Origin of the sequence: Paenibacillus sp. FSL L8-0708 (genome assembly GCF_038009325.1) — a bacterium.
GTDB lineage: Bacteria > Bacillota > Bacilli > Paenibacillales > Paenibacillaceae > Paenibacillus_AQ > Paenibacillus_AQ odorifer.
Genome location: NZ_JBBPBC010000001.1, coordinates 977,963 through 1,002,191 on the forward strand (window position 1 = coordinate 977,963; position 24,229 = coordinate 1,002,191).

At 46.1% G+C, this 24,229-nt stretch carries 16 protein-coding genes; 11 read left to right on the forward strand and 5 right to left on the reverse strand.

Features of this window, described 5'->3' with window-relative positions; translation table 11 throughout:
- Position 1: 1 nt before the first annotated feature.
- The 3 genes from NYE58_RS04415 to NYE58_RS04425 are packed head-to-tail and all read right to left on the reverse strand — an operon-like array spanning position 2 to position 3,054.
- The gene (locus NYE58_RS04415) at positions 2–1,141 is read right to left on the reverse strand and encodes a DHHW family protein (RefSeq protein WP_076276996.1); all 1,140 of its coding nucleotides are present in this window, start codon (positions 1,139–1,141) and stop codon (positions 2–4) included.
- A 20-nt stretch (positions 1,142–1,161) separates the two neighbouring features.
- Complete coding sequence (locus tag NYE58_RS04420; RefSeq protein WP_076276997.1) at positions 1,162–2,547, reverse strand: MBOAT family O-acyltransferase; 1,386 nt, start codon at positions 2,545–2,547, stop codon at positions 1,162–1,164.
- A 6-nt stretch (positions 2,548–2,553) separates the two neighbouring features.
- On the reverse strand, positions 2,554–3,054 hold the full coding sequence (locus tag NYE58_RS04425; RefSeq protein WP_036684911.1) for a DUF4358 domain-containing protein: 501 nt from the start codon (positions 3,052–3,054) through the stop codon (positions 2,554–2,556).
- A gap of 227 nt (positions 3,055–3,281) precedes the next feature.
- Here NYE58_RS04425 and NYE58_RS04430 point away from each other — a divergent pair, with 227 nt between their 5' ends.
- Both NYE58_RS04430 and NYE58_RS04435 read left to right on the forward strand, forming a co-directional pair.
- Positions 3,282–3,719 (forward strand): HEAT repeat domain-containing protein, encoded by a 438-nt coding sequence (locus NYE58_RS04430; RefSeq protein ID WP_036684913.1) that lies wholly within the window; start codon positions 3,282–3,284, stop codon positions 3,717–3,719.
- Between the two features lie 11 nt (positions 3,720–3,730).
- The gene (locus NYE58_RS04435; protein ID WP_076185078.1) at positions 3,731–4,309 is read left to right on the forward strand and encodes an SMI1/KNR4 family protein; all 579 of its coding nucleotides are present in this window, start codon (positions 3,731–3,733) and stop codon (positions 4,307–4,309) included.
- An 89-nt stretch (positions 4,310–4,398) separates the two neighbouring features.
- Here the strand turns inward: NYE58_RS04435 and mbcS are convergent, their stop codons facing one another.
- Positions 4,399–5,994, reverse strand: a complete 1,596-nt coding sequence (gene mbcS / locus NYE58_RS04440; RefSeq protein ID WP_076276998.1) for an acyl-CoA synthetase MbcS — start codon at positions 5,992–5,994, stop codon at positions 4,399–4,401.
- Positions 5,995–6,163: 169 nt separating this feature from the next.
- On the opposite strand from mbcS, the gene NYE58_RS04445 reads away from it, so the two are divergent.
- Both NYE58_RS04445 and NYE58_RS04450 read left to right on the forward strand, forming a co-directional pair.
- On the forward strand, positions 6,164–6,685 hold the full coding sequence (locus tag NYE58_RS04445; protein ID WP_036684918.1) for a GNAT family N-acetyltransferase: 522 nt from the start codon (positions 6,164–6,166) through the stop codon (positions 6,683–6,685).
- Positions 6,686–6,871: 186 nt separating this feature from the next.
- On the forward strand, positions 6,872–7,576 hold the full coding sequence (locus tag NYE58_RS04450) for a hypothetical protein (protein ID WP_076130101.1): 705 nt from the start codon (positions 6,872–6,874) through the stop codon (positions 7,574–7,576).
- Between the two features lie 98 nt (positions 7,577–7,674).
- Here the strand turns inward: NYE58_RS04450 and NYE58_RS04455 are convergent, their stop codons facing one another.
- Positions 7,675–7,800 (reverse strand): DUF4023 domain-containing protein, encoded by a 126-nt coding sequence (locus tag NYE58_RS04455; RefSeq protein ID WP_051491363.1) that lies wholly within the window; start codon positions 7,798–7,800, stop codon positions 7,675–7,677.
- A 168-nt stretch (positions 7,801–7,968) separates the two neighbouring features.
- Here NYE58_RS04455 and NYE58_RS04460 point away from each other — a divergent pair, with 168 nt between their 5' ends.
- The 7 genes from NYE58_RS04460 (at position 7,969) to NYE58_RS04490 (ending at position 24,215) form a co-directional block, all read left to right on the forward strand.
- The gene (locus NYE58_RS04460) at positions 7,969–12,303 is read left to right on the forward strand and encodes an S-layer homology domain-containing protein (protein ID WP_341001201.1); all 4,335 of its coding nucleotides are present in this window, start codon (positions 7,969–7,971) and stop codon (positions 12,301–12,303) included.
- 320 nt (positions 12,304–12,623) lie between these two features.
- Complete coding sequence (locus tag NYE58_RS04465; protein WP_341001202.1) at positions 12,624–12,848, forward strand: hypothetical protein; 225 nt, start codon at positions 12,624–12,626, stop codon at positions 12,846–12,848.
- Positions 12,849–12,937: 89 nt separating this feature from the next.
- Positions 12,938–17,992, forward strand: coding sequence for an endo-beta-N-acetylglucosaminidase (locus NYE58_RS04470; RefSeq protein ID WP_341001203.1), 5,055 nt, complete (start codon positions 12,938–12,940; stop codon positions 17,990–17,992).
- A 178-nt stretch (positions 17,993–18,170) separates the two neighbouring features.
- The gene (locus NYE58_RS04475; protein ID WP_076208103.1) at positions 18,171–19,994 is read left to right on the forward strand and encodes a cache domain-containing sensor histidine kinase; all 1,824 of its coding nucleotides are present in this window, start codon (positions 18,171–18,173) and stop codon (positions 19,992–19,994) included.
- Entirely contained in the window at positions 19,987–21,507 is a 1,521-nt protein-coding gene (locus NYE58_RS04480) for a response regulator transcription factor (protein WP_076105357.1), read from the forward strand. Before NYE58_RS04475 ends, NYE58_RS04480 begins: the two co-directional genes overlap by 8 nt.
- Positions 21,508–21,682: 175 nt before the next feature.
- The gene (locus NYE58_RS04485) at positions 21,683–23,185 is read left to right on the forward strand and encodes an ABC transporter substrate-binding protein (protein ID WP_076130103.1); all 1,503 of its coding nucleotides are present in this window, start codon (positions 21,683–21,685) and stop codon (positions 23,183–23,185) included.
- A 124-nt stretch (positions 23,186–23,309) separates the two neighbouring features.
- Positions 23,310–24,215, forward strand: a complete 906-nt coding sequence (locus NYE58_RS04490) for an ABC transporter permease (protein WP_282579979.1) — start codon at positions 23,310–23,312, stop codon at positions 24,213–24,215.
- The last annotated feature ends 14 nt before the right edge of the window (positions 24,216–24,229 follow it).

Sequence of the window (24,229 nt, forward strand, 5' to 3'; positions counted from 1 at the left end):
ATTAATTTAACTTCAATAGCGCCGCATTATCAATAAAAGTAGCCGTATTAAAAAGCAGCAAGACATCCTTGATATCATTTTGAGCCATATAATCACTGATGTTTCCATTATAATAACGGATATCGATCACATGGATTTCAGGCACATGCTGAGTCAGGAAAGGAATAACGCTATGTGCATAAGAGTCCTTGATGACGAGCAGTTTTTTCTGTTTGACCGTTGTTGGATCAAGCTGGCTGGTGATTTTCATGAGCGCATGTACGCCCCCTAAGAAATAAGAGTACTTATCCTTTTTCTCCAGATAACTTAGGTCATACATACTTGTTAAAGTCTCACCGGTATCTTGAATGTACATTTGGGTGGATACCTCATGATTAGGTTTGTACATTTGAATGGAATCAGGTGTGACCCCGATAAATTGCCCCCGGGTATGATAGCTTCCGAGAAATGAATTACTCACAGTCTGAATCTGGTATTCGCTCTGGGACAGAGGCTGCCAGCCCATGCTTTGAGCATAGGCTACATAAGCTAAGTAGGCACCGTAGGTTGTCCAGTGATGGTCGGTCCGATAGTAAATGGGTTCTGCGGCATGTGGGCTAAGAACATCAAATCCATTTATAAAAGTAAGGCTATCTCCTACATCCTTAGCTATTGTTTGATTCACCTCAGCTTGCGAGTAGACAGGAGCTAACCAGGGGAGACGTTCCTTGTACAAGCCAACCGATGTCGGTGCGAGTAAGAAAGTGGTGTTTGCATCAGGATTGTTATCGGCAAAGCGTTTCACAGCTGCTGCATATTGCTGAACTTTAGTGTAATCAGGTGCTGCGAATTTTTCGAAAAGATAGCCGTCTTTTCCTTTATAGATTCCGTTATTCTCTTGCTGCAGCCTCATCTGTTCCACCGCCGATTTCACCCATACCCATTTGTCCCGAAATGGAAAATGATCAGTTACAAAGCTTTCGGCCTCTTCCGCATAGGTGTGGGATAATAAATTGTCCCATGTCAGATGGGGGGCTTTTTGCAAATACCGGTTCTCAAGCTCAGAGAAACGCTGAACAGGCAGTAAGAAAAAGAGGATAGCGACCAGAAATAACGTTGCAACAAATCCTCCAACCAGGATTCGATCCGTCTTCTGCTTCATAAACAATCACCCCCTAATGGTTAGAACCGGAAATATAAAAATGGATTAAAGGTTGCATCTACTAAGTAGGCAACAGATAGGAAAAATAATACGCCATACCAAACAAGAGCAGGAACCGATCTAGGATCCATCCGCTTGGAGAGCTTCACAGGTGTAGAGGCAAAGGTTAACACCACGAGTAGAATCGCGTTCGTGTAAGTGAAGTATAAAGTGGTGTTATTCCATAACGGCTGTCCATTAAAGCCAAGCATCGCTTGTAAGTAGCCAATGACCAGAGGAAGTTCTTCAAAAGCGAATAAGACCCATCCGATGAGTATAAGTACTACAGCATATAAATGTCTTGTCCAACGGGGGAGGCGGCTTAATAGCTTTAATCCCCACCATTTTTCAAAGATAAGAATGACCCCGAAGTATAATCCCCAGAGCAGAAAATTCCAGCTGGCCCCGTGCCAGATACCCGTGAGCAGCCATACGATGAGGATGTTGCGCACTTGAACGCCTAACCCCTGGCGGTTGCCTCCAAGCGGGATGTAGACATAGTCACGAAACCAACTGCTAAGGGAAATATGCCATCTCCGCCAAAAGTCAGTAATACTCTGAGAGATATAAGGTTTGTTGAAGTTCTCGTTAAAGCGGAAGCCGAACATGAGACCGAGACCAATAGCCATATCCGAATACCCGCTGAAGTCAAAATAGATCTGAAAAGCAAACGCAATAATCCCAAGCCAAGCGGTAAAAGCAGGCAGGGAATCTAGATTGGAGCTGGATATGGTGTGCCAGAGCAGACCGATGTTGTTGGCGAGCAGTACTTTTTTGGCTAATCCGATTATGAATCTCCGTACACCTTCTGCGAACATGGGGATATCGACCGTACGTTCACGTAGTTGCCCGGCAATGGTGTTATATTGAACAATCGGACCTGCTACTAACTGTGGAAACAGGGCTACAAATGTACCGAAATCAATCCAATTGCGTTGTGCTTTCGTAGTTCCTCTATAGACGTCAATAATGTAGGACATGGATTGAAAAGTATAAAATGAAATCCCAATAGGTAAAGGTAAATCCGTTAAAGGAATATGTGTACCGAGGAGTCCATTTATATTTTGGATGAGAAAATCTGCGTATTTAAAATACGACAATAAGCCTAGATTAATAATGACGGAACTAACCACAATCCACTTGCGCTGCACCGCAGTCAGCTTTGGTCTGCTGAGCAGTAGACCAAAGCTGTAATCTGTAATGGTGGACAGCAACATGATTACAATGTAGACAGGTTCGCCCCAAGCATAAAAAACCAGGCTGCTTAAAAACAATATGAGGTTTTTGATTCGCCAGGGCGAAACATAATAGAGCGCTAGGACAGCCGGCAGGAATAGGAATAGGAAAAGTAGGCTGCTGAATACCATGGTTATTTATTTTTCTGTGAAGTAAGTATCGAAGTCTGCTACGAGTTTATCTTGATCCGCAGGATCAGCAATAACGAACAGGAAATAGTTACCCTTTTTAATAAGTTTATAGTTCTTGGCATTTTCGTATTGATCAGGCAGATAGGTTTCGAATTGTTTTTGAACATCTGTTGCACGCGCTTTGATGGCATCCTCAACAGTAGTCATATCTTTTACATCTTTAACTTTCAGAACCGCAATTTCGTTAGTCTTCACATTCATCATAGGCATTCTAATGCTATAATCTTCAAGCAATTCTGGGTTCAGATGATATAGCTGTTCAACTGTAGCCGCATCAAGCTCCATTAAAGATGGCTGCTCTACTTTGCTCAGCATTTGATCGACCATTTCTTTTGCAGTTAGATTCGTTTCAATGGCAGCCCCATTGTTACTGTTGTTGCTGGAACAGGCGCCAAGCACCACACTTAGTACAATGGTTAACGCTAGCATGAAGGTATGCTTTTTCAACTTAGGTCACTCTCCTTGATGTATTGTCTGAATTTCTCTAGTTACTAACGTATATAGTCGATAGAATGTTGCGCTGGGGACTTACTCCGGATACTTTACCCATATTTTTGCGGAAATATGATATTCACATGAATTCATGCAAAGATCTTCCTCTCTTAGCTTGCGCAATGGTTGGTTATACTGTTACTGTAAGATAGATAGTTTTTAATAGAAGGGGATTGAACGGAATGATCGAAGAACTGAACAATGAACTACCGGAGAATTATGAGGAATTAAAGAAAGCTGCCAACCGCTCTGCGGATTGGAGAGCGCGTCTAGAAGCAGTTGAAGAGCTGGGACAGACCAACCACAAACAAATTATCGATATCCTGACGCGTTTAATGGAGAGCGATCCTGTATATACAGTTCAAGAAGCTGCTTACCTTAAGCTGAAGGCTTTTGGTGAAGACGTTAAGGTGCCATCGAAGAACAAGCCTGAACTAGTTAAAGGCGTATCCAAGATCCTGCTGAGAATTAAAAAGAGCCTGCCAAGAGATCATTCTTACGAGGACTTCAAAGAGAAGCTGAAGAAGATGAGAGTTGACGTGTACGACGCTTATGAAGGTGAAAAAGGCGCTGACTTCGATACGTGGCTGATGAAGATGTGGACTTCCGCAAATAAGTAAAGGATGACAATATGCACACCAATAAATTGACAGAACAATTTCAAGAATACCTTAAGCTGTCCGCAGAATTACGCCCTGATTATATTGCCAGCTTGGGCAAGGGTGGTAACGAAGCAAAGATTACGGCTGTTTTGCCGGAGACTCCTGAACTGCTGAAAGCTATTTATAGCACTGTCTCAGGGACAAGCAGTGAGGAAGAGGAACCAAGCCTTATCGAATTTATTCCAGGGTACCGCCTGATTCATATGGATGAATATGAAGAGGAGATGAAGGTATTAGCTGGGATATTGGAGGAAAAAGGTCAACATCCTGATGGAATTATCTTGCCTATCTTAACGAACTATGGCAGTGATTTCATTTGTTATTATAAGTCTGCTGAGGGTGTGGAACAGGTATGTGACCTGCTCCATGATTTCGGCGATTTAATTGTGATGTATGATTCGCCTGATAAATTCCTGGAGACCTTATGCGAGTTCTACAAGCAGGAGGTTTATTTCCTGGATGAAGAGGGCTACCTCGATTGCGATTTAGTATTAGAAGGCGAAGTTGGTGCGGCGCTGAACCCGGATGCGAAATATTGGTCCGAGTAACGGCCTGATGCCAAATAAACAAAGAGCAGCAGTCCATTTATGGACTAGCTGCTCTTTATTTTTTAATAAGGTGAATTTTATGGCTATGTTTATTCCTGCGCAGCTTGGTTCTCTTGCTCACGAAGCTCTACTCGCCGTATTTTACCGGAGGTCGTCTTCGGAAGATCCTGAATAAACTCGATTTTGCGCGGATATTTATAAGGGGCTGTCCACTCTTTAACATGGGATTGCAGCTCTTTTACAAGCTCTGGTGAACCAACAATCTCATCCTTGAGCACGATAAATGCTTTAACAATGTGCCCACGGATCTCGTCAGGACTGGCTACGACCGCACATTCCTTGACGGAGGCATGCTTCATCAATGCTTCTTCTACCTCGAAAGGACCGATAGTATAACCTGAGCTAATGATGATGTCATCCCCACGACCCTCGAACCAGAAATAACCATCTTCATCTTTCTTTGCCCGGTCGCCGGTTATGAAGAATTCGCCGTGTGTGGAGCTTTCTTTTCTGCCGGGATCTTTGTAGTAGGTGTGGAACAGGGCTGGCATACTCAAATGTACGGCAATATCACCAACCACTCCAGCAGGCAGTGGCTTGCCGTCTTCGTCCACAACCTCGACTAAGCCGGGTGCGATTGATTTACCCATAGAACCAATGCGTATTGGAGTATCTTTGAGTGTTCCGATAATTAGGGTGCTTTCCGTCTGGCCGTACCCATCACGGATCGTGATATCGAATTCACGCTGAAAGGTGTTAATAACCTCTTGATTTAATGGCTCTCCGGCAGATACTGCACATCGCAGGGTAGACAAGTCGTAACGACCTAAGTCTTCTGTTTTAGCCATTAGACGATATTCCGTTGGGGTGCAGCATAATACTTGAATTTTGTGATCCTGCAATAGCTGCAAATATTTTTTGGGATGAAAGGATCCACTATATACAAAACCTGTAGCTCCGTTGCCAAGAACGGTTAAGAAGGGACTCCAGATCCATTTTTGCCAGCCGGGAGCTGCTGTTGCCCAGACGGTGTCAGATCCTTGAATATCCAGCCATTGAGGTGAGGTGATCCGCAAGTGAGCATAACCCCAGCCATGACTATGAACGACCGCTTTAGGGTTGCCGGTAGTACCTGAGGTGTAAGCGAGAATAGCCATATCATCCCGGCGGCTTGCGACTGCTGTAAAGGTATCTGGTTGTCCAACCATCAGACTTTCTAGATCCAGCCAGCCTTCACCGAGTTCGTCTGAGCTGCCAGATACGGAAAGACGGTAATCGAGAGCAGGAAGATCCTCTGAGATTTTATTCACTTCCCCGGTTACTTCGGACCAAGCAATAACGGCTCTGGCTTCAGAATGGCGCAGGCGGTAGGATAAATCTTTGGCACGCAGCATTTCTGAGGATGGAATGATGGCAAGTCCTTGTTTCAGACAAGCTAAATAGATGACATAAGCGATGATGCGGCGTGGAACCATAACAAGAATACGATCCCCTTGTTGCAGCCCAAGCTTCGCAAGTCCTCCGGCCAGCCGGTTAGCTTGTTTGCGTAATTCACCGTAAGTAATTTCCTCATAATCTCCTTGTTCATTTAACCACTTAAGCGCAATCTTCTCAGGAGCATGGCTTTCCATTTCCGAAGTGAGATTGTAGAACTCAGGTGCGATCCATTGCTGATTATCCAATATGAACCTCTCCTATATCAAACAAGATGTGTATAACTGTTCTATTTAGTATATCACGTTATCCTAGTACCAGGTACTAGTACCTTGAGTTCTTAATGAATTTCGGGTTAAGATAATATGTGTAAGGTAAACTTATAATAGACCACAAATCCAGAAAGTGAGAACTTATGTTATGAATCACACAACTTTTGATGAAATATTCGCTATTATGGAAGCCTCATTTCCTACTTCTGAGATCAGAACCTTTGAGGGACAACAGGAGTTATTGGACGTTCCAGATTATCGTCTCATTACCGAGATGAATTCTGAGGGTAAAATTGTTGCTTTTATGGCCTGCTGGGAGTTTCCCGGTTTTCGTTTTGTAGAACATATAGCAGTCGACCCGAGCATCAGAGGTGGAGGAATTGGCAAAAAGCTGATGACTGAATACATCAGTCTATCTAACAAGCCTGTCCTTTTGGAAGTTGAGCGGCCACTGGGTGAAATGGAGCAGCGGAGAATCGGCTTTTATGAGCGGCTGGGCTTTCATTTGAACCCTTACGATTATGTGCAGCCTCCTTTGCGTGAAGGAAATGAAGATTTACCACTCTTAATTATGACTTACCCTAACCCTGTTGATGAAGAAGAATTCCAACTTTATAGAGAAATTTTATATTCAGAAGTGTATAAGGTTACAACTCCGTATCAAGGTTAAAGCCCTCAGCAATCCGTTAAATCCTTATGGGATAAGCGGGTTGCTGTTTTTCTTATACAAACCAGAGCTCCAGATGAATAGTTTCTTTACAAATTGGGTACAAGTTAAATACAACTTAGAGACATATTCCTTTAAAACTTGAGCTAAAGTAAAAACCAAGATTGATCTTCTAAGGAGGCATAACATATGAAAAGTAAAAAGTTCATTATAGCAACGATGGTATTTGGGATGGCAATTACAGGTTCGGCTGGTGTGTACGCAGGAACTAAGCTGCAAAAAATCACAGCATACCTCAATCACAGCATTGGATTTAAAGTGAATGGTGCAGCTTATACGCCTGTTGATAATAAAGGTAACACATTAGCTCCGATTACTTATAACAATACAACCTATCTTCCTGTACGTGCCTTGGCTGATGTGTTGAAGGTGCCAGTGACTTTTGATGCGGCAGCGAATCAGGTCATTCTGGGTACTGGAACTGTGGTGCCGGATAAAGATACATTAACACCAGTACAGTACAGCAACGCTCAAAAAGAACAAATTTCTAAAGCTTTTGCAAATTTCGATGGGTTTAAAACGGTTTATGCACCAGCACAAATGGTGAGTGGAGACGCTTTTCAAAAAGCAGCTAGCTCTGAAGATGGAGTGTACTTTTTGTTCGACCATATGAGGGTGAACGTTTCTCCACGTGACTACTCCTATGATTACAAAGGCGATACCGTAAAGCTTTCCAATGGTACAGAAGCTAAGTGGTACAGCCCTACCAGCGATTCATTGTTTTTGACCTATAAACTGGATGATCGTTTTGTGACGATTAGTTCTCCAGACAAGGCTTTGAGCAAGGCGCAATTAGAGAAGGTAGCAGTGAATGTGGTGAAATGGAGTAAATAACTCCTTTAAAAGCAAAGCTCAATTTACAAAAAGTAAAGCAGCAAGTCACTCCGATCCGGGAGGGCTTGCTGCTTTTTTTGTTTTCGTGTCTGCGTGTTCTATTTACTGTGCTGTTTATTAGGCAGCTTTTGGCTTGGTGTTCCTTTACCGTGATTCTGTTTGTTCTTTTCTGCTTTCTTCTGGGTGTCGTGTACTTTGTCTACAAAAGCCTGAGTATCGTCCATGTTTGTCCTCCTTGATCATAACCTTGCCGTTACTGTAACCACTTTTGCCTGATTAAATACACAAGCCGTTTTTACAAACTAGTGGATCAATCCGTACATTGTGAAAATATTTAGTAGTTACTATGAATGGATGCAAGCATTTCATAATAACAGTAAGGGAGACTGATTATGAACAGGTTATTAAAACAAGCAGTATCCATGACACTAGCCTTTGTTATGGTACTGGGACTTACATTTACAGGAATGCCAGCTTTTGCAGAAGACAGCAATGAGGATGCTGGATTACTGCAATTACAAACGCTAGAGCCAATTACACTACTGGCGGGCAATTCTACATGGAAATATCTAGATAACGGAACGGATCAAGGTTCGGTATGGCGGTCTGTTTACGATGATTCTACATGGGCATCAGGCCAAGCGCCGCTTGGTTATAAAGATTCTGGGGCCGGAGTCAGCAGCAAGCAATTTGGTGCTCTGAATACAAACATAAGCTACGGCACGGATAAAAAGAAGAAATATCGTACTTCCTATTTCCGGACAAATGTAACTGTGAATAAGGAAGAAATTACGAAATCGGATAAAGTATTAGGTAATTTTGCATTTGATGACGGAGTAGTGCTGTATCTGAATGGTGAAGAAATCTACCGCGAGGCTATGCCAGCTGGTGAAATCGACTATCAGACACTTAGTACAACTAATGGCAGTGATCCAAATGAGTATACAAAGGTTGATCTAACGGAAATCGTAAAAGCCAATCTGAAGGATGGAAGTAATGAGCTTTCAGCTGAAGTTCACCAGACGGGCGACACTAGCTCTGACCTTTATTGGGATATGAGCCTGATTGCTTATCCTGTAGTGGAGACAGTAGAACCTGGAGTTGGGAAGCCTGATTCTATCGCAATTACTTTTAATGGCAACCCGCAGACTAGTATGGGATTCAACTGGTATGCACCTGAAAGTGTGACTGGCACCAAACTGGAAGTAGTAGAAGCTTCTAAATTGGAGAATGGCCAGTTTCCTGCGGCAGGCGCTCAATCTTATGAAGGGACATCCGTTACAACTAGTGTGTATATGACAAAAGCGGATAAATCAGCTAAAAAACCAGTTGTGCTAACCAGCCATAAGGTAATAGCGGATCATCTGCAGCCGGGAACGGAATATGCTTACCGTGCTGGGGATGGACAAGCTGATAACTGGAGCGACGTAGGAACTTTTAAGACAGAAGGCTCCAGTAATCAGGCTTATAAATTCTTATATACAACGGATTCCCAAGGAACAACTGAAGAAGATTTTGATATCTGGAATCATACCCTTCAAGAAGGATTAGCTAAATTCCCGGAAAGTGAGTTTATCCTGAATTCTGGTGATTTGGTGGATAACGGTGATATTGAGGAGCAATGGGGATGGTTTTTCAATAAGCCTAAGGATATTTTAGCGAATATTCCGTTGGTTCCTTTGGTAGGCAACCATGAAAGTAAAAACTATAGCAATTATAGCTCTCATTTTAATTTGCCGAACGTATCGAATACAGGTGCGAAACCTGATGGTTCTGTATATTCTTTTGACTACGGTTCAGCACACTTTATGGTAATTAATACAGAATATTATGGTGCAAGCTCAAATCTTGAGAATAACGAAATTTACAATAAACAAGTGGAGTGGCTTCGTAGCGAAGCGGCAAAAAGCAATCAGAAATGGAAGGTTGTGCTTCTGCATAAATCTCCTTATTCCGTTGCCAATCACACCAATGATACAGATGTACTCTTTTACAGAGCGCAATTAACGAAGGTGTTTGATGAGCTTGGCATTGACATGGTAATTGGCGGGCATGACCACACCTTTGCTAGAAGCTATCAAATGTACAACAACAAGCCATTGACGGATATTGTTCCGGACTCAAACGGAGTAGTAACTGATCCTAAAGGTACTTTATATCTGATTACAAATGCAGCGGGCAATAAGAAATACAACGTAGCTTCAGGAACATTCCCTTTTGCAGCTAAATACGGACAGCCTGGTAAGGAAATGTTCACGGGGATGACGGTAACGAATGATGAGCTTTCTTACGAAGCCTACACCACAACAACTGGTGGTTCTACAGATTTGTATGATAACTACAGCATTCATAAATCGGAAGTAGCAGTTAAACCTGTGCAAAATGCAAAGGCTACTGCAGCAGATGGTGGTAAAATAACGTTGACTTGGGATGCGCCAGCTTCCGGTGCACCAGTGTCTGGATATCGTATTTATGAGCAAAATGATCTGGTATCGGCAAATTGGACGGTCAGTGTTCCTAATGAAGAAGGTAAAGCCTCTTATACTTACACTGTAGAAAATACTAATCCAAACCAAACCTATCAATTTGTTATCAAAGCTGTAAGTGAAAGAACAAATTCAGAAGCTGCTATCGCTTCAACGGATTCGATTAAAAAAGTTACAGTTACCTTTAATGGTGACCCAGTGAGTGCAAAAGGCTTCACTTGGTACACAGCGTTGAAGTCTACTGGAAATGATCTGCAGGTTGTAGAAAATACGGGCGTTACTCCAGACTTTGCTAAGGCTGCTGAGTTTACAGGACGTTCGGCGGTTTCCAGAAATTCAAAGGATGAATTAGTTCATAAAGCGGAAGCTTCGGGCCTGAAAGCTGATACAAAATACTACTTCCGTGTAGGGGATAAAGCACTAGGCCTGTGGAGTGCAGTGGGAACTTTTGAAACTGCCGCTAAGACAGGAGCATTTACTTTTATCGATTTGGCTGATACACAGGCTAAGACCGAAGATGAAGCGATTCTTTCCGGTGAAACGATGGCAAAAGCACTTACGACGTTCCCGAATGCTGAGTTTGTGGCGATTAACGGAGATATCGTGGATACCGGAACTAATGAATCCCAATGGAATTGGCTGCTTGGTCATTCGCAAGACACCCTACTTAACACGACAATCGTGCCAGTAGCAGGGAATCATGAGGATAAGGCAAATGCCTTCTATGAGCACTACAATATTAAGGAAGCACCGGGCTCCGCAACAGAAACAGGAGCTTATTATTCCTATGACTACAGCAATGCTCACTTTGTAGTCCTGAATACAAATGAGAATTCCGATGAATTTGCTAACTTCAGTCAAGCACAGTTGGATTGGATGAAGGCTGACGTAAAAGCAGCGAAAGCTGCTGGTGCGAAATGGATTATCGTAGCTATGCATAAAGGTCCATACACAACCTCTAACCATGCTACTGACAAAGACATTATGGGTACAAATGGAGAAAGAGCGAAGGTTGCTCCAATGATGGCTGAACTGGGCATTGACTTGGTTCTTCAAGGCCACGACCATATTTATGCCCGGACCAAGCCAATTAAAGCTGATGGAACTGCGGCAGACACAGTGAAGATCAAGGAAAGCTTCAATGGTCAAACTGTAGAGTACACAGTAAATCCAGATGGAACGATCTATCTGATCCCGGCTACAGCGGGAGCGAAGGTTTACTACAAGAACATGAAACCAGAATTGGGAGATGCGTATTATAATCTCTTCGAAGTAGCAAATGAGAATACAGCAGCTAAATACGGACCGGACCCAAGTGATGCTACGCGTCCCAAACGCGGTCAAGTTCAGACCTTTGTAGGTATTACTGTAGATGCTGGTAAATTAACAGCTGTATCTTATGAGATCGATCAGAATATTAATGATGCTAAACCATACGTTCTGGAAGAGTTCGGTATTATTAAGGAAGCAGATCCTGAAGTAAACCCAACACCAGAACCGACAACAACGCCGACAACGGAACCAACAACAGCGCCGACAACGGAACCGACAACGGCGCCAACGACAGCACCAACAACAGGATCATCAACAGGACCAGTGGCAACAACAAAACCGACAGCAACGCCAACGCCAACAGTAGCACCAACAGCTACACCAGCACCAACAACGGTGCCTACACCAACCGCAACACCAGTAGTCAAACCATCATTGACGGATACTGGCAGCCATTGGGCAGCAGCGGCTATTGAGAAAGCAGCAGCAGGGGGCTTCGTTAGCGGTTATCCGGATAATACTTTCCGTCCTAATCAGAAAGTAAATCGGGTTGAATTTATCACTATGCTGGCTCGTGCCCTGCAATTGCCAGACAGTGGTAGTACTTCAAGCTTTAAAGATTCAGCGAAGATTCCGGCATGGGCTAAGTCTTTTGTAGCTCAGGCAGTAGCTTTGCAAATTATCAGCGGCTATGATGATGGTACCTTCCGTCCTACGCAGGAGCTTACTCGCACTGAATTAGCAGTTATGGTTGTTAGGGCTCTGGGTATTACAGTAGATCCAAAAGCGACCTTAACCTTCAATGATGCTAAGGATGTACCCGCATGGGCAGTGCCATATATTGCAGCAGCAGCAGAAGCGGGCATTGTGAATGGGATAGGACAAAATCGTTTCGCACCTAACCAGGTAGCGTCCCGGGCCGAAGCAGTAACAATCATTCTGAACTTGCTGGAGAAGCAAGGAAAGTAACTAAATCGGATGGTTTGAAAAAAGATTGCCTCAAGGTCATCGTTGATGACGGAGAGGCAATCTTTTTTTCGTAGCTGGGTAGTGTGAGGGAGGAGGCGATACGGTGGTGTGGCGGAAAAGAGAAGCAAAAGAGATTACACTCCTTCATCCTCTTTATATTTTCAACCAACATATGTTTAACGACCCACTCATTGCCAGGATATCGAGCCCTGATAGCACGATAATCTTTAATTTATCCAGCATATCTTTAATTTTGCGGCTATTTGTAAGGAAAGATCTGGGTTAGATTAGGGTGGACTAATCAAAGTAAGGCAGGAGGGTTGCCAACAAAATTGAATGCGCTTGCACGACCGGGGTTGAATACAGAATGTGCCTGCACGAACGGGGTTGAATACAGAATCTGTAGGCAGAAGAGAGTAGAAGTAGAAGTAGAAGTAGAAGTAGAAGTAGAAGTAGAAGTAGAAGTAGAAGTAGAAGTAGAAGTAGAAGTAGAAGTAGAAGTAGAAGAGGGGAGGAGCAGCAGAGGGACGGGACAACAGAAGTAATCTACTTGCTGTTCGGCGACATACACAGCACACATTACGCTTCATGGATGAGAGTAACCGAAACAACTACAGGACGAGGAGAGTGGAAAATGAACCTTCACACCGGTAAAAAGGCGCGTCGTAAGCTGACATCAGCTGTTCTGGCGGCAGCTTTGCTAGTTTCAGGACTTCCCCTAACGGCTTACGCCGGCGATACGTGGCCTTTTACAGGAGACAGTGCGCCGGGTGCCAATCAGCCTAATGTACATGGATATACGAGCAGCCATATTGCGAACTGGAGTCCGGCAACCGATCCGGATGCAGAGCTGTTGAGATCGCGGGTGCCGCTGCAGAAGCGGAATGCCCCATTTGCTGCAACCCAAGCTAACCCAGCGCTTAGCGCAGATACACAGATGATCAACGTTGCTGGCGACTACGGGAATGCTTTTATTGAGAACGCGCCGTATACGAACAAGTTTGCGCAGTATCATTTTAACTTTTGGCAATATATCGATTACTACTCCTACTGGCATGGTACAGCGACTGCGTATACCCCGCCGGAATATTATGATGAATTGGCCCAGAAGGACTGGCAGCAAAAATGGTTCGAATTCGGCATGCTGAACATCCCGAACCCTACCTACACCGATGCAGCGCATAAGAACGGCGTGTTGTCATTGGCGGGGATCTTTTTTTCCAATAATGACCGTGGACAGCAGACGTACAAACAAATGATAGTTAAAGATGAGAATGGTAATTTTCCGGTGGCGGATAAACTGATCGAGATGGCCGGGTATTTCGGGTTTGACGGTTATTTTGTAAATCAGGAAGAGATGAATCCGAATGTAGCGACCCAGGATATCCCCGATTACATCGCGTTTATGAAGGTGCTGCAAGAGGGCGGCCTGTATGTACAGTGGTACGACTCGCTGAACACCAATACCGGTGCTAATACGTTCGCCCGGACGATTAATGATACCAATATCTCCTTTTTAGTGGATAAAAGCACCAAGGAACCCGTCTCCAATTCGTTTTTCTTCGACTACGGGGCTGGCAATACACAGATTACCAACGCGGCTAGTTACTTAAGCAATCTGAATGCCAGTCTGGGAACAAGCTACAACTTGTTTGAAGTTGGTTTTGCAGGGCTGGAAGCAGGCCGTGACCGGTTCAAGTCCGTTAACGGAACAGCGTTGATGAACAAGCTGGATAGCAATGGCTTGCCGCGGCTCAGCTTGGCTACACTCGGTGCGGACTTTGTTCATGCCGGTCTGGATGAGGACATGAACCTGTCTTACCCGGTCTCGCACAGATCCGAAAATGACTACCAATGGATGACAAAACTGCGTGAGCAGCTATGGTGGTCAGGCCCGAACGTGGACCCTAAGAATACGGTCAAATCGGCAACCAATACCGTTGCCGATGTTTATGCCGACAACCGTTACTGGCCGGGAATCTCGTCCGTCATTGCGGAGCGTTCGGTGATTAAGGACAAGAACTTTTACACCAATTTTAACACTGGACAGGGCTTGTCCTATTCCGTGAACGGTGAAGTATCGAACCCGGATGAGTGGTCTAATATGAGCCTGCAGGATATCCCAGTGACTTGGCAGTGGTGGCAGGATACTGCTGGCAATAAGCTTACTGTAGATTTTGATTATGGACCGGAGTACAACCTTGCGAGTACAAACCGTTACAACTATGAGCAGATCGGTGCGTATAACGGTGGCAGTTCACTGGTGGTGAACGGCAATCTGAATGCGAAGAACTTCTTGCGTCTGTACAAAACAGAGCTGGAGGTCAATGGCAACTCCAAGCTTTCGATCAGCTTCAACAAGCCATCTGCCACAGATGCTTCGGCGATGGCAGTAGGACTCATCCTGGCTGATGATCCGAATACCGTCGTAGAGGTCGCTGTTCCAAACAGTGGTCAGCACTCGGACGGTTGGTTGACAAAGGAGCTGGACCTCAGTGCATACGCAGGTCATAATATTGCAGCCCTTGGACTGGTCTTCGATCCCGGGCAAGGAACAGCGTCCACCTACCAGATGAACGTCGGACAACTGCGCGTTTATGACGGGTCTGCCGTAAAGCCCGCAGCTCCTGCGGAATTAGCAGTTGCGGAAGCTTTTACAGATACAGGTGAGATGGTTGTGAAGTGGAAGCTAGATCCCGATTACACTAAGATCAAGCAATATAATGTGTACGTGAATGATGTATTTATGGGCGGCAAATACGATGAGGTGTTCTACCTGAAGCATCTCCCGGTGAAATCCGGAACCCTTAAAGTGGTTGCAGTGGGTGCGGATGGAGTGGAGGGTGAAGCGGCAACGCTGGCTTTTGATCTGGATGCGGCGGTTTCCGGAGTGAAGGTGGATTCAAGTCCGGACGGGGAGTTGACAGTGAACTGGACGAACTCCGCCCAAGCCTCCGGTGACATTACCGTTCGAGTGCAGTCTTTGAATTGGATTACGACATCCGAACCGGTGTCACAGCAAGTGGTTGTCCCGGCAGGTGCAAGCACTGCGCTGTTCACGGGGATGCCGGTAAACGGCGATGATTACATTGTCACCGTTACCGCAGGCAACACCGATCCAGTCTCGGTCAGCGGCCAGTTCATCGACACGGTTGCGGAACCTTACGCGGAAGAATGGTCCTGGACGGACGGTAAGCTGAATCTGCCGATGCCGAATACCAGAGACTGGCGGTATATGTATGTGTATGAGGATGGGAATGCAAAATCTTTTGCCACAACGTATAGCTCTGGCAATAAGCCGATGATTATCCGTGGACGGACAACTAAGGCGAGCTTAAGCTTCACCTCGTCGGCAAAAGTTGTGCATGTGGTGATGGAGGATTATGCAGGCAACCGCTCCAAACCTGTCTATCTGAAAGGAAGCTATCCCGTTCTCTTTGATGCTAATGGGGGTGAACCAGCAAATACTGTGGCCGAGGCTGTGTATGGCACTTTGCTGATGGAGCCTACAGGCATTGCCAGAGAGGGTTATGACCTGGAAGGCTGGTACATTGGAGAAGGAGAAGATGCGCGAAGATGGAATTTTGCCGAAGATCTAATAACCGGTGAGCTGAACTTGCAAGCGAAGTGGGCCTTGCAAGTTCCAAAGGTGCAGATCGTAGGGGAAGGCTCCTTCCGTGAAAATACGTCCGCGACACTAACGGCAGTTGCCACTGGCGCTGGGCAGCTGACTTATGCCTGGTATGCGGACACAGGCAGCGGTTATGGAGATGCGTTGGGAGTGTCCGCCTCCTATACTATCCCTGCTTTGACTACCGGGATGGATGGCAATAAGTACAAGGTCATCGTCACCAATGAATCTGGTGACAGCAGTGAAGCAGAGTACACAATTAACTTAACTCCGGCTGAAGCACCATGGGAAGCACCTGATTTCATAACCGATCTTCCTTCTGCACTTGATGTCATTACTGGTGAAGAAGTGAAGCTGTTCATACAGATACGCGGGGATGTGGAATCGGTTCGCTGGGAGACGAAGGCAGCAACCGCAGAGGAATGGACTGTGGCGGAGAGCGTGACTTCGGCGGTATACGCATTTACTGCTTCTGAAACAGACAGCGGTACGCAGTTCCGTGTGGTTCTGACTGGAAAAGAGGGAACGGAGCCTTCAACAAGAACCGGTAATGAACTTACGGTGACAGTACATCCGGCACCCGATGCGCCAATTATCACCTCTAATAGTGTAGATAAGAATCCGGCAGTTGTAGGTGATAAGGTGTCTTTTGCCGTAGTAGCTTCTGCAGTTTATGGCGAGTTAAGCTACCAATGGTTGAAAGACGGGCAGGCCATTGAAGGTGCTGTGGAGCGTAATTATACGATTCCTTCTGCAAAAGAAACAGACAGCGGCGAGTACACGGCCGTAGTCACCAACACCAAAATACTGAATGGCCACCCTTACACGGCTGTTCAAAAGAGCGGAATTATTAATTTCAAGGTCCACAATACTCCTGTATCTACACCGCAGCCGACATCGGCTCCAGGGACAGGTACGGGAACTGGTGGAACGACTCCGGCAGCGACAGCAACGCCGCTTCCAATTCCGACTAGTGCAACATTGACGGTTTCAGCAAGTACACTCAGTGCACCTACTGAGAACGGCAAAGTGACGGTAAAGGTGCCGGCAGGCGTTACAGCTATCGAGCTGCCTGTAAATGCAGGTGAGTTGCTAGGGATCCGTCAACTTGAATTGTCCGCTTCGGGAACCACACTTGGTATTGCGCCGGAATTGCTGGTGCAATTGAAGGCTCTACTTAATGAAGCCCAAGCTTCAGGCAGCAAGATTCAGGTGAAGCTCAGCCCGGAGACTTTGAACATGAGCACACTGAAAGCAGAGCGTGGGGTGGTCTTGCGGGGTACGGGTATGACGTTTGATCTGAGCATCATCGCGGGGAATGGCACATCTAGCCGTCTTCCAAGCTTCAGCAAACCAGTAACCTTACAATGGAGTGCAACAAATACGGATTATAATACTAATTTGCTTGGTTTATATGCTATTGCTGAAGGGGGTTCGCTTACCTATCTCGGCGGAGTGTACGCGAATGGCTTCCTGCAAGGGGAGTTTAGCGGAACAGGCAGGCTGGCTGTGCTGGAGTACAATAAATCCTTCGCTGATGTACCGTCTACTCACTGGGCTGCGGACACTATCCGCCAGCTGGCGGCTAAACATCTGGTACAAGGCACTTCCGAAAATGGATTTGAACCCGCCCGCAGGATTACAAGAGCGGAATTTGTGAAGCTGCTGGCTGGCGTGCTGGGACTGCAAGATCAGGCGGAATTGAAATTTAGTGATGTGCCTTCTGGTGTCTGGTATGAGCAGGACCTGGCGCGTCTGGTCCGGGCAGGTATTGTAGGCGGACGCACTGCTGAGCACTTCGATCCGAGTGCGAACATCAGCCGCCAGGAGATTGTCACTATGCTAATGCGTGCCTATGTACTGGAGCATGGAGCGCTTCAGTCATCAGCCCCGGCAACATTCACCGATTCCGGTGAGGTAGCAGCCTGGGCGGCAGACAGCGTGAATGCTGCTTCATCACTGGGTCTGGTGAATGGCCGCACGGACGGGAAGTTTGTTCCCGGTGGCTTGGCGACCCGTGCCGAGGCTGCGCAGTTCATCTTGAATTACATCCGGTAGATTATATAGCCTCACCACGGTCTGCCCAAGGAGCCCTTTGCTCCATGGGCAGACTGTCTTTGCTTGGCGGAGGATTGCAAGCTTTTACCAGCCACAGGCAGGAAGCACCTCATGCTATACTTTATTCATAATGACAAGCAGCGAAGCTTAGTCTTCCCCCTGCTGTAGGAGGTTGCTGATGTTTCCGGGGAAATTGTACAGAAAGTATCTGAAGAATAATCTGTTTATGAAAATCATCCTGCTCTTCTCAGTCATTGCCGTGGTCACCATTATCACCTTCTCCTACCTGATGTTCTTGCTCATGTCTCAGGCTGTAGTGCAGCGGCAGATGGAGATTCAGAAACGTACCGTGGAGAGCATCAACAGCTATATTGAGCAGAAATATGACTCTGTACAGTCTATGATGCGGGACGTGTACCGGGACACGGAGCTGACTGCTAATACGTCGTATTTGCTGGAGCATCCGTATGAAGATTACGTGAGGTACCGGCTGGACCGCTATTTCAACGAAAGTAATGCTACGACGGATACCGTGCAGTTTTTTCGCAATCAAGTTGAAGATGATCCTGATATCCGCAGTTTAATGCTCTACAGTGCAGCTGAACAGCAGCTGTATGTCTATAATGACCAAGGCAAATTTCAGATTATTTCCACTAATGCAGCCCACTCTTTCGTACCGGATGCGCTGTATCTGGAGGAGGAAGGCAGTGTCACCGCTCCAAACACTTGGGTCAGTCAGGCGATCTCATCTCCGGAGGGGCCGATGTTTACGGTTCGTACCCCGGTCAATAACAAGATATCACTTCGCAACATTGGTCAGCTTCTAGTCTATTTTGATGCCAGCGAGGTCTGGGGGAGTATGGGCAATTATAAGGATGACTTCAAGGGAAAGATTCTGGTGCTGGCAGCGGATGGGGATGTGTTATTTGATACCTCGGGCACCTATTATGGAAAGCGCTATCCTTATCCCGAGCAGATGAATTCTGCCTATACAGATGGTGAAGAAGTCGGCGGGATGATCATTACTAAGCAGACTCACACCCAAGGCGGATTTACTGTGTTGAGTGCTGTACCTAAGCAGGAATTAGCCGCCACTTATAGGGGATTGCGGAACATGATCTTCATTATCTGCTTGATCTGCCTGTTGTTTGCGATTATTACGCCCACTTTATTTATCAATAATTTTGCCAGACGGACTCATAAAATTATCAAGTTCACCCGCAAAGTGAAAAACGGTGACCTGGATGCCCGGATTACCGATGTCAGAGAAGACGAGCTGGGGCAGATCTCCAAGAGTTTCAACGACATGCTGGATGAGCTGAATCTTCATATAGACCGTGTGTTCAAGGCTGAAATCAAGCAAAAGCATACCGAAATCGCCGCGCTTGAAGCCAGGGTAAATCCACATTTTCTCTACAATACCTTGGAGGTGATCCGAATGAGGGCAATCTCTCAAGGAGCTTCAGATGTCGGGGAGATGATCTACAGCTTGTCGGTGTTGTTCAAAAGCTATGTTCACCAGAAACCCAAGCATACGATGAAGGATGAACTAGAGGCCTGCCGTTTATATCTGGAGCTGTTCCGCATCCGTTATAAGGATAAATTCTCTTATACAATGGAATGCGGGAAAGAGCTTACCGGAAGAGTTGTACTCAAAATGTCGCTGCAGCCTATCATTGAAAACTACATTCTACATGGGATGCGCGTGGACAAGAATGATAATCACATCAGTGTGGCTGTGGCCAAGGATGGCCAATATTTGCGTGCGGTAGTTACAGACAATGGGCGGGGGATTGCGCCGGACAGATTGGTCCAGCTCAAAGAAGGTCTTTTGCAGCCAGATGAACAATCGGAATCATTCGGCCTGCGCAGTATTCATGAACGTTTGAAGCTGCTTTATGGCAGTGAGTATGGCATTGAATTACAAAGCGAAGCGGGTACCGGCACAACCGTGACTGTGTATTTTCCCGATCTGGGAGAGGATGATCCAAACCATGTATAAAATTTTCATTGTGGACGACGAGCCTTTTATTATCGAAGGATTATATGACATTGTGGATTGGGCAGCACTGGGGATGGAGATTGTCGGCCACGCCGAGAACGGACAGGAAGCGCTGGAGTCGTTGCGGTTTGTTCCAGCGGATATTCTGATTACGGATATTTCCATGCCGCTGATGAACGGGCTGGATCTGATCCGGGCTGTGCGGGAGATTCAGCCGGAGATCAAAGTTGTTATCCTCAGCGGCTATGATGAGTTCGGTTATCTTAAGGAAGGAATGGCGCTCGGCATTGAAAATTATCTGCTCAAGCCTATTAATTTGCAAGAGTTCCGGGCAACATTAGTGACTGCCGCCGAGAAGCTGGGTGTCTCCCGTCAAGAGAGTCAATTCAATGCGCATAGTATTTCCATTCTGCGCGATAATGTGATGTACCGCTGGCTGCGGTGCCAGATTGGGCCTAAGGAATTCAGTGAACGGACTGATTTTCTGGGACTTAGACTAGATAAGCCGCTGGTGCAGGTAGCCCTGCTTCGCCCTGAACAGGACGCTGCCGAGTTATTTCAGGCGGTGGAAGAGGTTGTAGGCGGTAACCCGTCTTTGATTGCATTCCGGGATATGGATGGAGATACCGTGCTGCTGCATCTGCTTAGTGAGTATCAGCAGGGTAAAGAAGCGGTGGAAAGGCTTCATGCGCAGCTGCTGTTATCCCTAACTGGCGGTCCGCCAATGCGTCTGTCCGTAGGAACGGTGGAGGAGATGGAGGAGGCGGCGGCTCAGAGTTATGCCCATGCAAAGATGACTCAGGAATATTTCATGCTGTTTCCAGAGCGGAATTTGCTGCATTATGAGGAAGTTCAGGACAGGCATGAGGTTGCCGTCCAAGGTATGCCGCTGAATTGGGAAGATGATCTCAAGCTGATTATGGCGAAGGATAAGGAAGCGCTGCTGGTGCGGATCCAGGATCATTTCGAGCAGCTGCGGCGGATGGAGGGGATTACACCTGTGCTGCTGCAAGGCATTGCCATGGAATGGTTGATCCGCTTCAAGATGCAGCTGCAGGAGATTCGTCATGTGGAAGAACCGGAGCTTTTCGCAGACGGTTTTGGCCTCATTCGCTCTACAGTTTCCATAAATGAACTGACTCAGATTATTCAGGAAGCCGCTACCATTACGGTAGACGCCTTAGTTCGGGACGTAAAGAGTCCAGTCGTGCAGCAGGTGCTGAATTATATCCATGAGTCCTACAATGAAGATGTGTCACTGAAGACCCTCGGTGCCCAATACCATATTCACCCGGTGTATTTGGGACAGCTGTTCCATAAAGAGGTGAATGAGTCATTCACCGAATATATCAATAAATACCGGATTGAGAAGGCGAAGGAGCTGCTGCGGAATACCTCACTTAAAGTTCATGAAATCGCTCTCAAAGTAGGCTATTGGGAGACCGGCTATTTTTACAAACAATTTAAGAAGCATGTCGGGATATCTCCTACGGAGTACAAAGGGCTTGTCTAGCGGACCCCCGCTGCAAGCTTTTTCTTTATTTTCTACATGATTTATTTAGTTTAGCTTCTGTTTGAAAATGCTTTCATAAATTACAGTAAAGATAGTCCTTGAAGGAGAAAGCTGCTGGTTTAATTCCGGATTAGGCCAGCGATCTTGAGGTAAACAAAGGGGAGGTTATACAGGAATGGGCAACAACAAAAGAAAAAGGTTTTCCCTGTTACTGACATCACTTATGGCATTCTCGCTTGCGCTCAGCGCATGTGGCGGCGATTCAAACAACGCGGCAACTAACAGTTCAGGAGCGGGCGGCGACGGTGCATCATCCGAGAAACCGGTCGAACTGATCTGGTACACGATCGGCGGACCGCAGAAGGATCTGGACCGTGTCGTGGAAGAAGTCAATAAGTACACTAAAGAGAAGATAAATGTCACCCTGAAGATGAATATGATTGATTTTGGCGATTATACACAAAAAATGCAGGTTAAAGTAGCCGCTGGGGAACCCATGGACATTCTCTTTACATGCTCCTGGGCGTTCGATTATGTGCAAAATGCCCGCAAAGGCGCTTTTATGGAATTGGACAGCCTGCTTAATGAATATGGAAAAGGCATCGTGGACACGATTGATCCGGCGTTCCTGGAAGGCTCCAAGGTAGATGGACATAATTATGCCGTACCTGCCAACAAAGAGCTTCCGGCGCAAGAAGTTTGGCGCTTCAATAAAGAGCTGCTCGACAAATATAACCTCGACATTTCCGGGGTGAACACAATGGAAAGCATTGAACCACTGCTGAAGACGATCAAAGAGAATGAACCGGGCATCACGCCTTACGCTATGGTGAAGGATTTCATGCCAGTGCTGCCGTTCGACTACATCATTGAAAAGATGCCAATGGCTGTTTATATGGACACGAAGGATTACAAGATCGTGAACATTCTGGAAACACCTGAACTCAAAAGCACTCTTGAAACCGTTCGCAAATATTACAAGGCAGGTTATATCTCGCCGGAAGTAGCAACTACAACTTCGGTGGATGATCTCTATAAATCTTCGAACTGGTTCATGGATCGTGCGGCTACCCAGCCGATGGCGGACAATCTGTGGTCGGCAAGCTACGGCTATCCTGTAGTTTCCACGCCAGCTGGCAAACCTTACATTTACAACTGGTCCGTTATGGGTTCGATGCAAGCCATCTCGGCTAACTCCGCATATCCGGAGAAAGCGATGGAGTTCCTGAACCTGCTCAACACCGATCCGGTGCTGCGCAACATGATTGACTCCGGAATCGAAGGCGTGCACTACGAGAAGACCGGTGAGAATTCTATGAAGAACCTGGATGAATCCAAGAACTATGACATGCCAACCTTCTCGCTGGGCAATATCATGATCAACTATTTGAACGAGGGTGACCCTGAGAACAAATGGGAAGAGTTCAAAAAGTTTAATGAATCCGGTGTGAATGCACCGCTGCTTGGTTTTAACTTCGACACTTCCAAGGTGACCACTGAAATCGCTGCGGTTCAGAACGTAAAAGAAGAATACTGGTCACCACTGATGACTGGAACCGTTGATCCTGACGAGTATCTACCGAAAGCTATTGAGAAATTCAAGGCAGCTGGTTTGGACAAAATTATCGCTGAAGCGCAATCGCAAATTGATGCCTGGAAAGCGTCCAACAACAAGTAAAACATCAACGTAAGAGAAGATCGGGGCAGGGGCGTGGCCTCTGGACCCGGTCTTTTTTTGAAATATAAGGACATACAGGAGGGATCTAAGTGTGAAGACAATCAGCGGATTTATAAAAAATATTATGAATAACAAGATTATGCTGCTCATGGTTTTACCAGGTGCGCTTTGGTTTCTCTTTTTCTCTTACCTGCCGATGATAGGGACGATTATTGCATTCAAAGAATACCGCTTTAGCCGCGACGGCTTCTGGGCGAGTATTATCAACAGCAAATGGGTGGGGTTAGACAACTTCAAGTTTTTGTTTACCACCAATGACGCGTACATTATTACCCGCAACACCTTGCTCTACAATGGAGCATTTATCCTGCTTGGCTTGATCTTGTCGGTTCTGATGGCGATTGTGCTGTCCGAGATTGTGAACAAGAAGCTGGCCAAAGTGTATCAGACCGGCATGTTCCTGCCCTACTTCCTGTCATGGGTCGTTGTCGGCTATTTTGCATTTAGTTTCCTGAGCTCCGAACGCGGGATGCTGAACCAGATCATGGGCTTTTTTGGCGCAGAGTCAATTCAGTGGTATTCGGAAAAAGCCTACTGGCCGTTCATCCTGATCCTAGTCTATCTGTGGAAAGCAGTTGGTTACAACAGCGTAGTTTATCTCGCAGCTATTATGGGGATCGACAAGTCGCTGTATGAAGCGGCGATGATCGACGGAGCTAGTAAGTTCCAACAGATTCGCAATATTACACTGCCGTTGCTGAGTCCAATTATCACGATCATGACCCTGCTGGCCATCGGTAAAATCTTCTACGCCGACTTCGGTCTCTTTTACCAGGTGCCTCGTAATTCCGGTACGCTCTACAGTGTCACGAATGTTATTGATACCTATGTCTATCAAGGCCTCAAAACAACGGGTGAGATTGGTATGAGCACTGCCGCAGGTCTGTATCAATCGGTTGTCGGCTTTACGCTAGTCATGACCTCTAACTATATTGTCCGCAAATACAACAAGGATAGCGCTTTGTTCTAGAACCTCATGAAAGG

What these genes read in the sequence shown, in the direction of transcription:
- NYE58_RS04415 (WP_076276996.1), bottom strand. Translation starts at nt 1,141, where the DNA reads ATGAAGCAGAAGACGGATCGAATCCTGGTTGGAGGATTTGTTGCAACG.
- NYE58_RS04420 (WP_076276997.1), bottom strand. Translation starts at nt 2,547, where the DNA reads ATGGTATTCAGCAGCCTACTTTTCCTATTCCTATTCCTGCCGGCTGTC.
- NYE58_RS04430 (WP_036684913.1), top strand. Translation starts at nt 3,282, where the DNA reads ATGATCGAAGAACTGAACAATGAACTACCGGAGAATTATGAGGAATTA.
- NYE58_RS04435 (WP_076185078.1), top strand. Translation starts at nt 3,731, where the DNA reads ATGCACACCAATAAATTGACAGAACAATTTCAAGAATACCTTAAGCTG.
- NYE58_RS04445 (WP_036684918.1), top strand. Translation starts at nt 6,164, where the DNA reads ATGAATCACACAACTTTTGATGAAATATTCGCTATTATGGAAGCCTCA.
- NYE58_RS04450 (WP_076130101.1), top strand. Translation starts at nt 6,872, where the DNA reads ATGAAAAGTAAAAAGTTCATTATAGCAACGATGGTATTTGGGATGGCA.
- NYE58_RS04455 (WP_051491363.1), bottom strand. Translation starts at nt 7,800, where the DNA reads ATGGACGATACTCAGGCTTTTGTAGACAAAGTACACGACACCCAGAAG.
- NYE58_RS04460 (WP_341001201.1), top strand. Translation starts at nt 7,969, where the DNA reads ATGAACAGGTTATTAAAACAAGCAGTATCCATGACACTAGCCTTTGTT.
- NYE58_RS04470 (WP_341001203.1), top strand. Translation starts at nt 12,938, where the DNA reads ATGAACCTTCACACCGGTAAAAAGGCGCGTCGTAAGCTGACATCAGCT.
- NYE58_RS04475 (WP_076208103.1), top strand. Translation starts at nt 18,171, where the DNA reads ATGTTTCCGGGGAAATTGTACAGAAAGTATCTGAAGAATAATCTGTTT.
- NYE58_RS04480 (WP_076105357.1), top strand. Translation starts at nt 19,987, where the DNA reads ATGTATAAAATTTTCATTGTGGACGACGAGCCTTTTATTATCGAAGGA.
- NYE58_RS04485 (WP_076130103.1), top strand. Translation starts at nt 21,683, where the DNA reads ATGGGCAACAACAAAAGAAAAAGGTTTTCCCTGTTACTGACATCACTT.
- NYE58_RS04490 (WP_282579979.1), top strand. Translation starts at nt 23,310, where the DNA reads ATGAATAACAAGATTATGCTGCTCATGGTTTTACCAGGTGCGCTTTGG.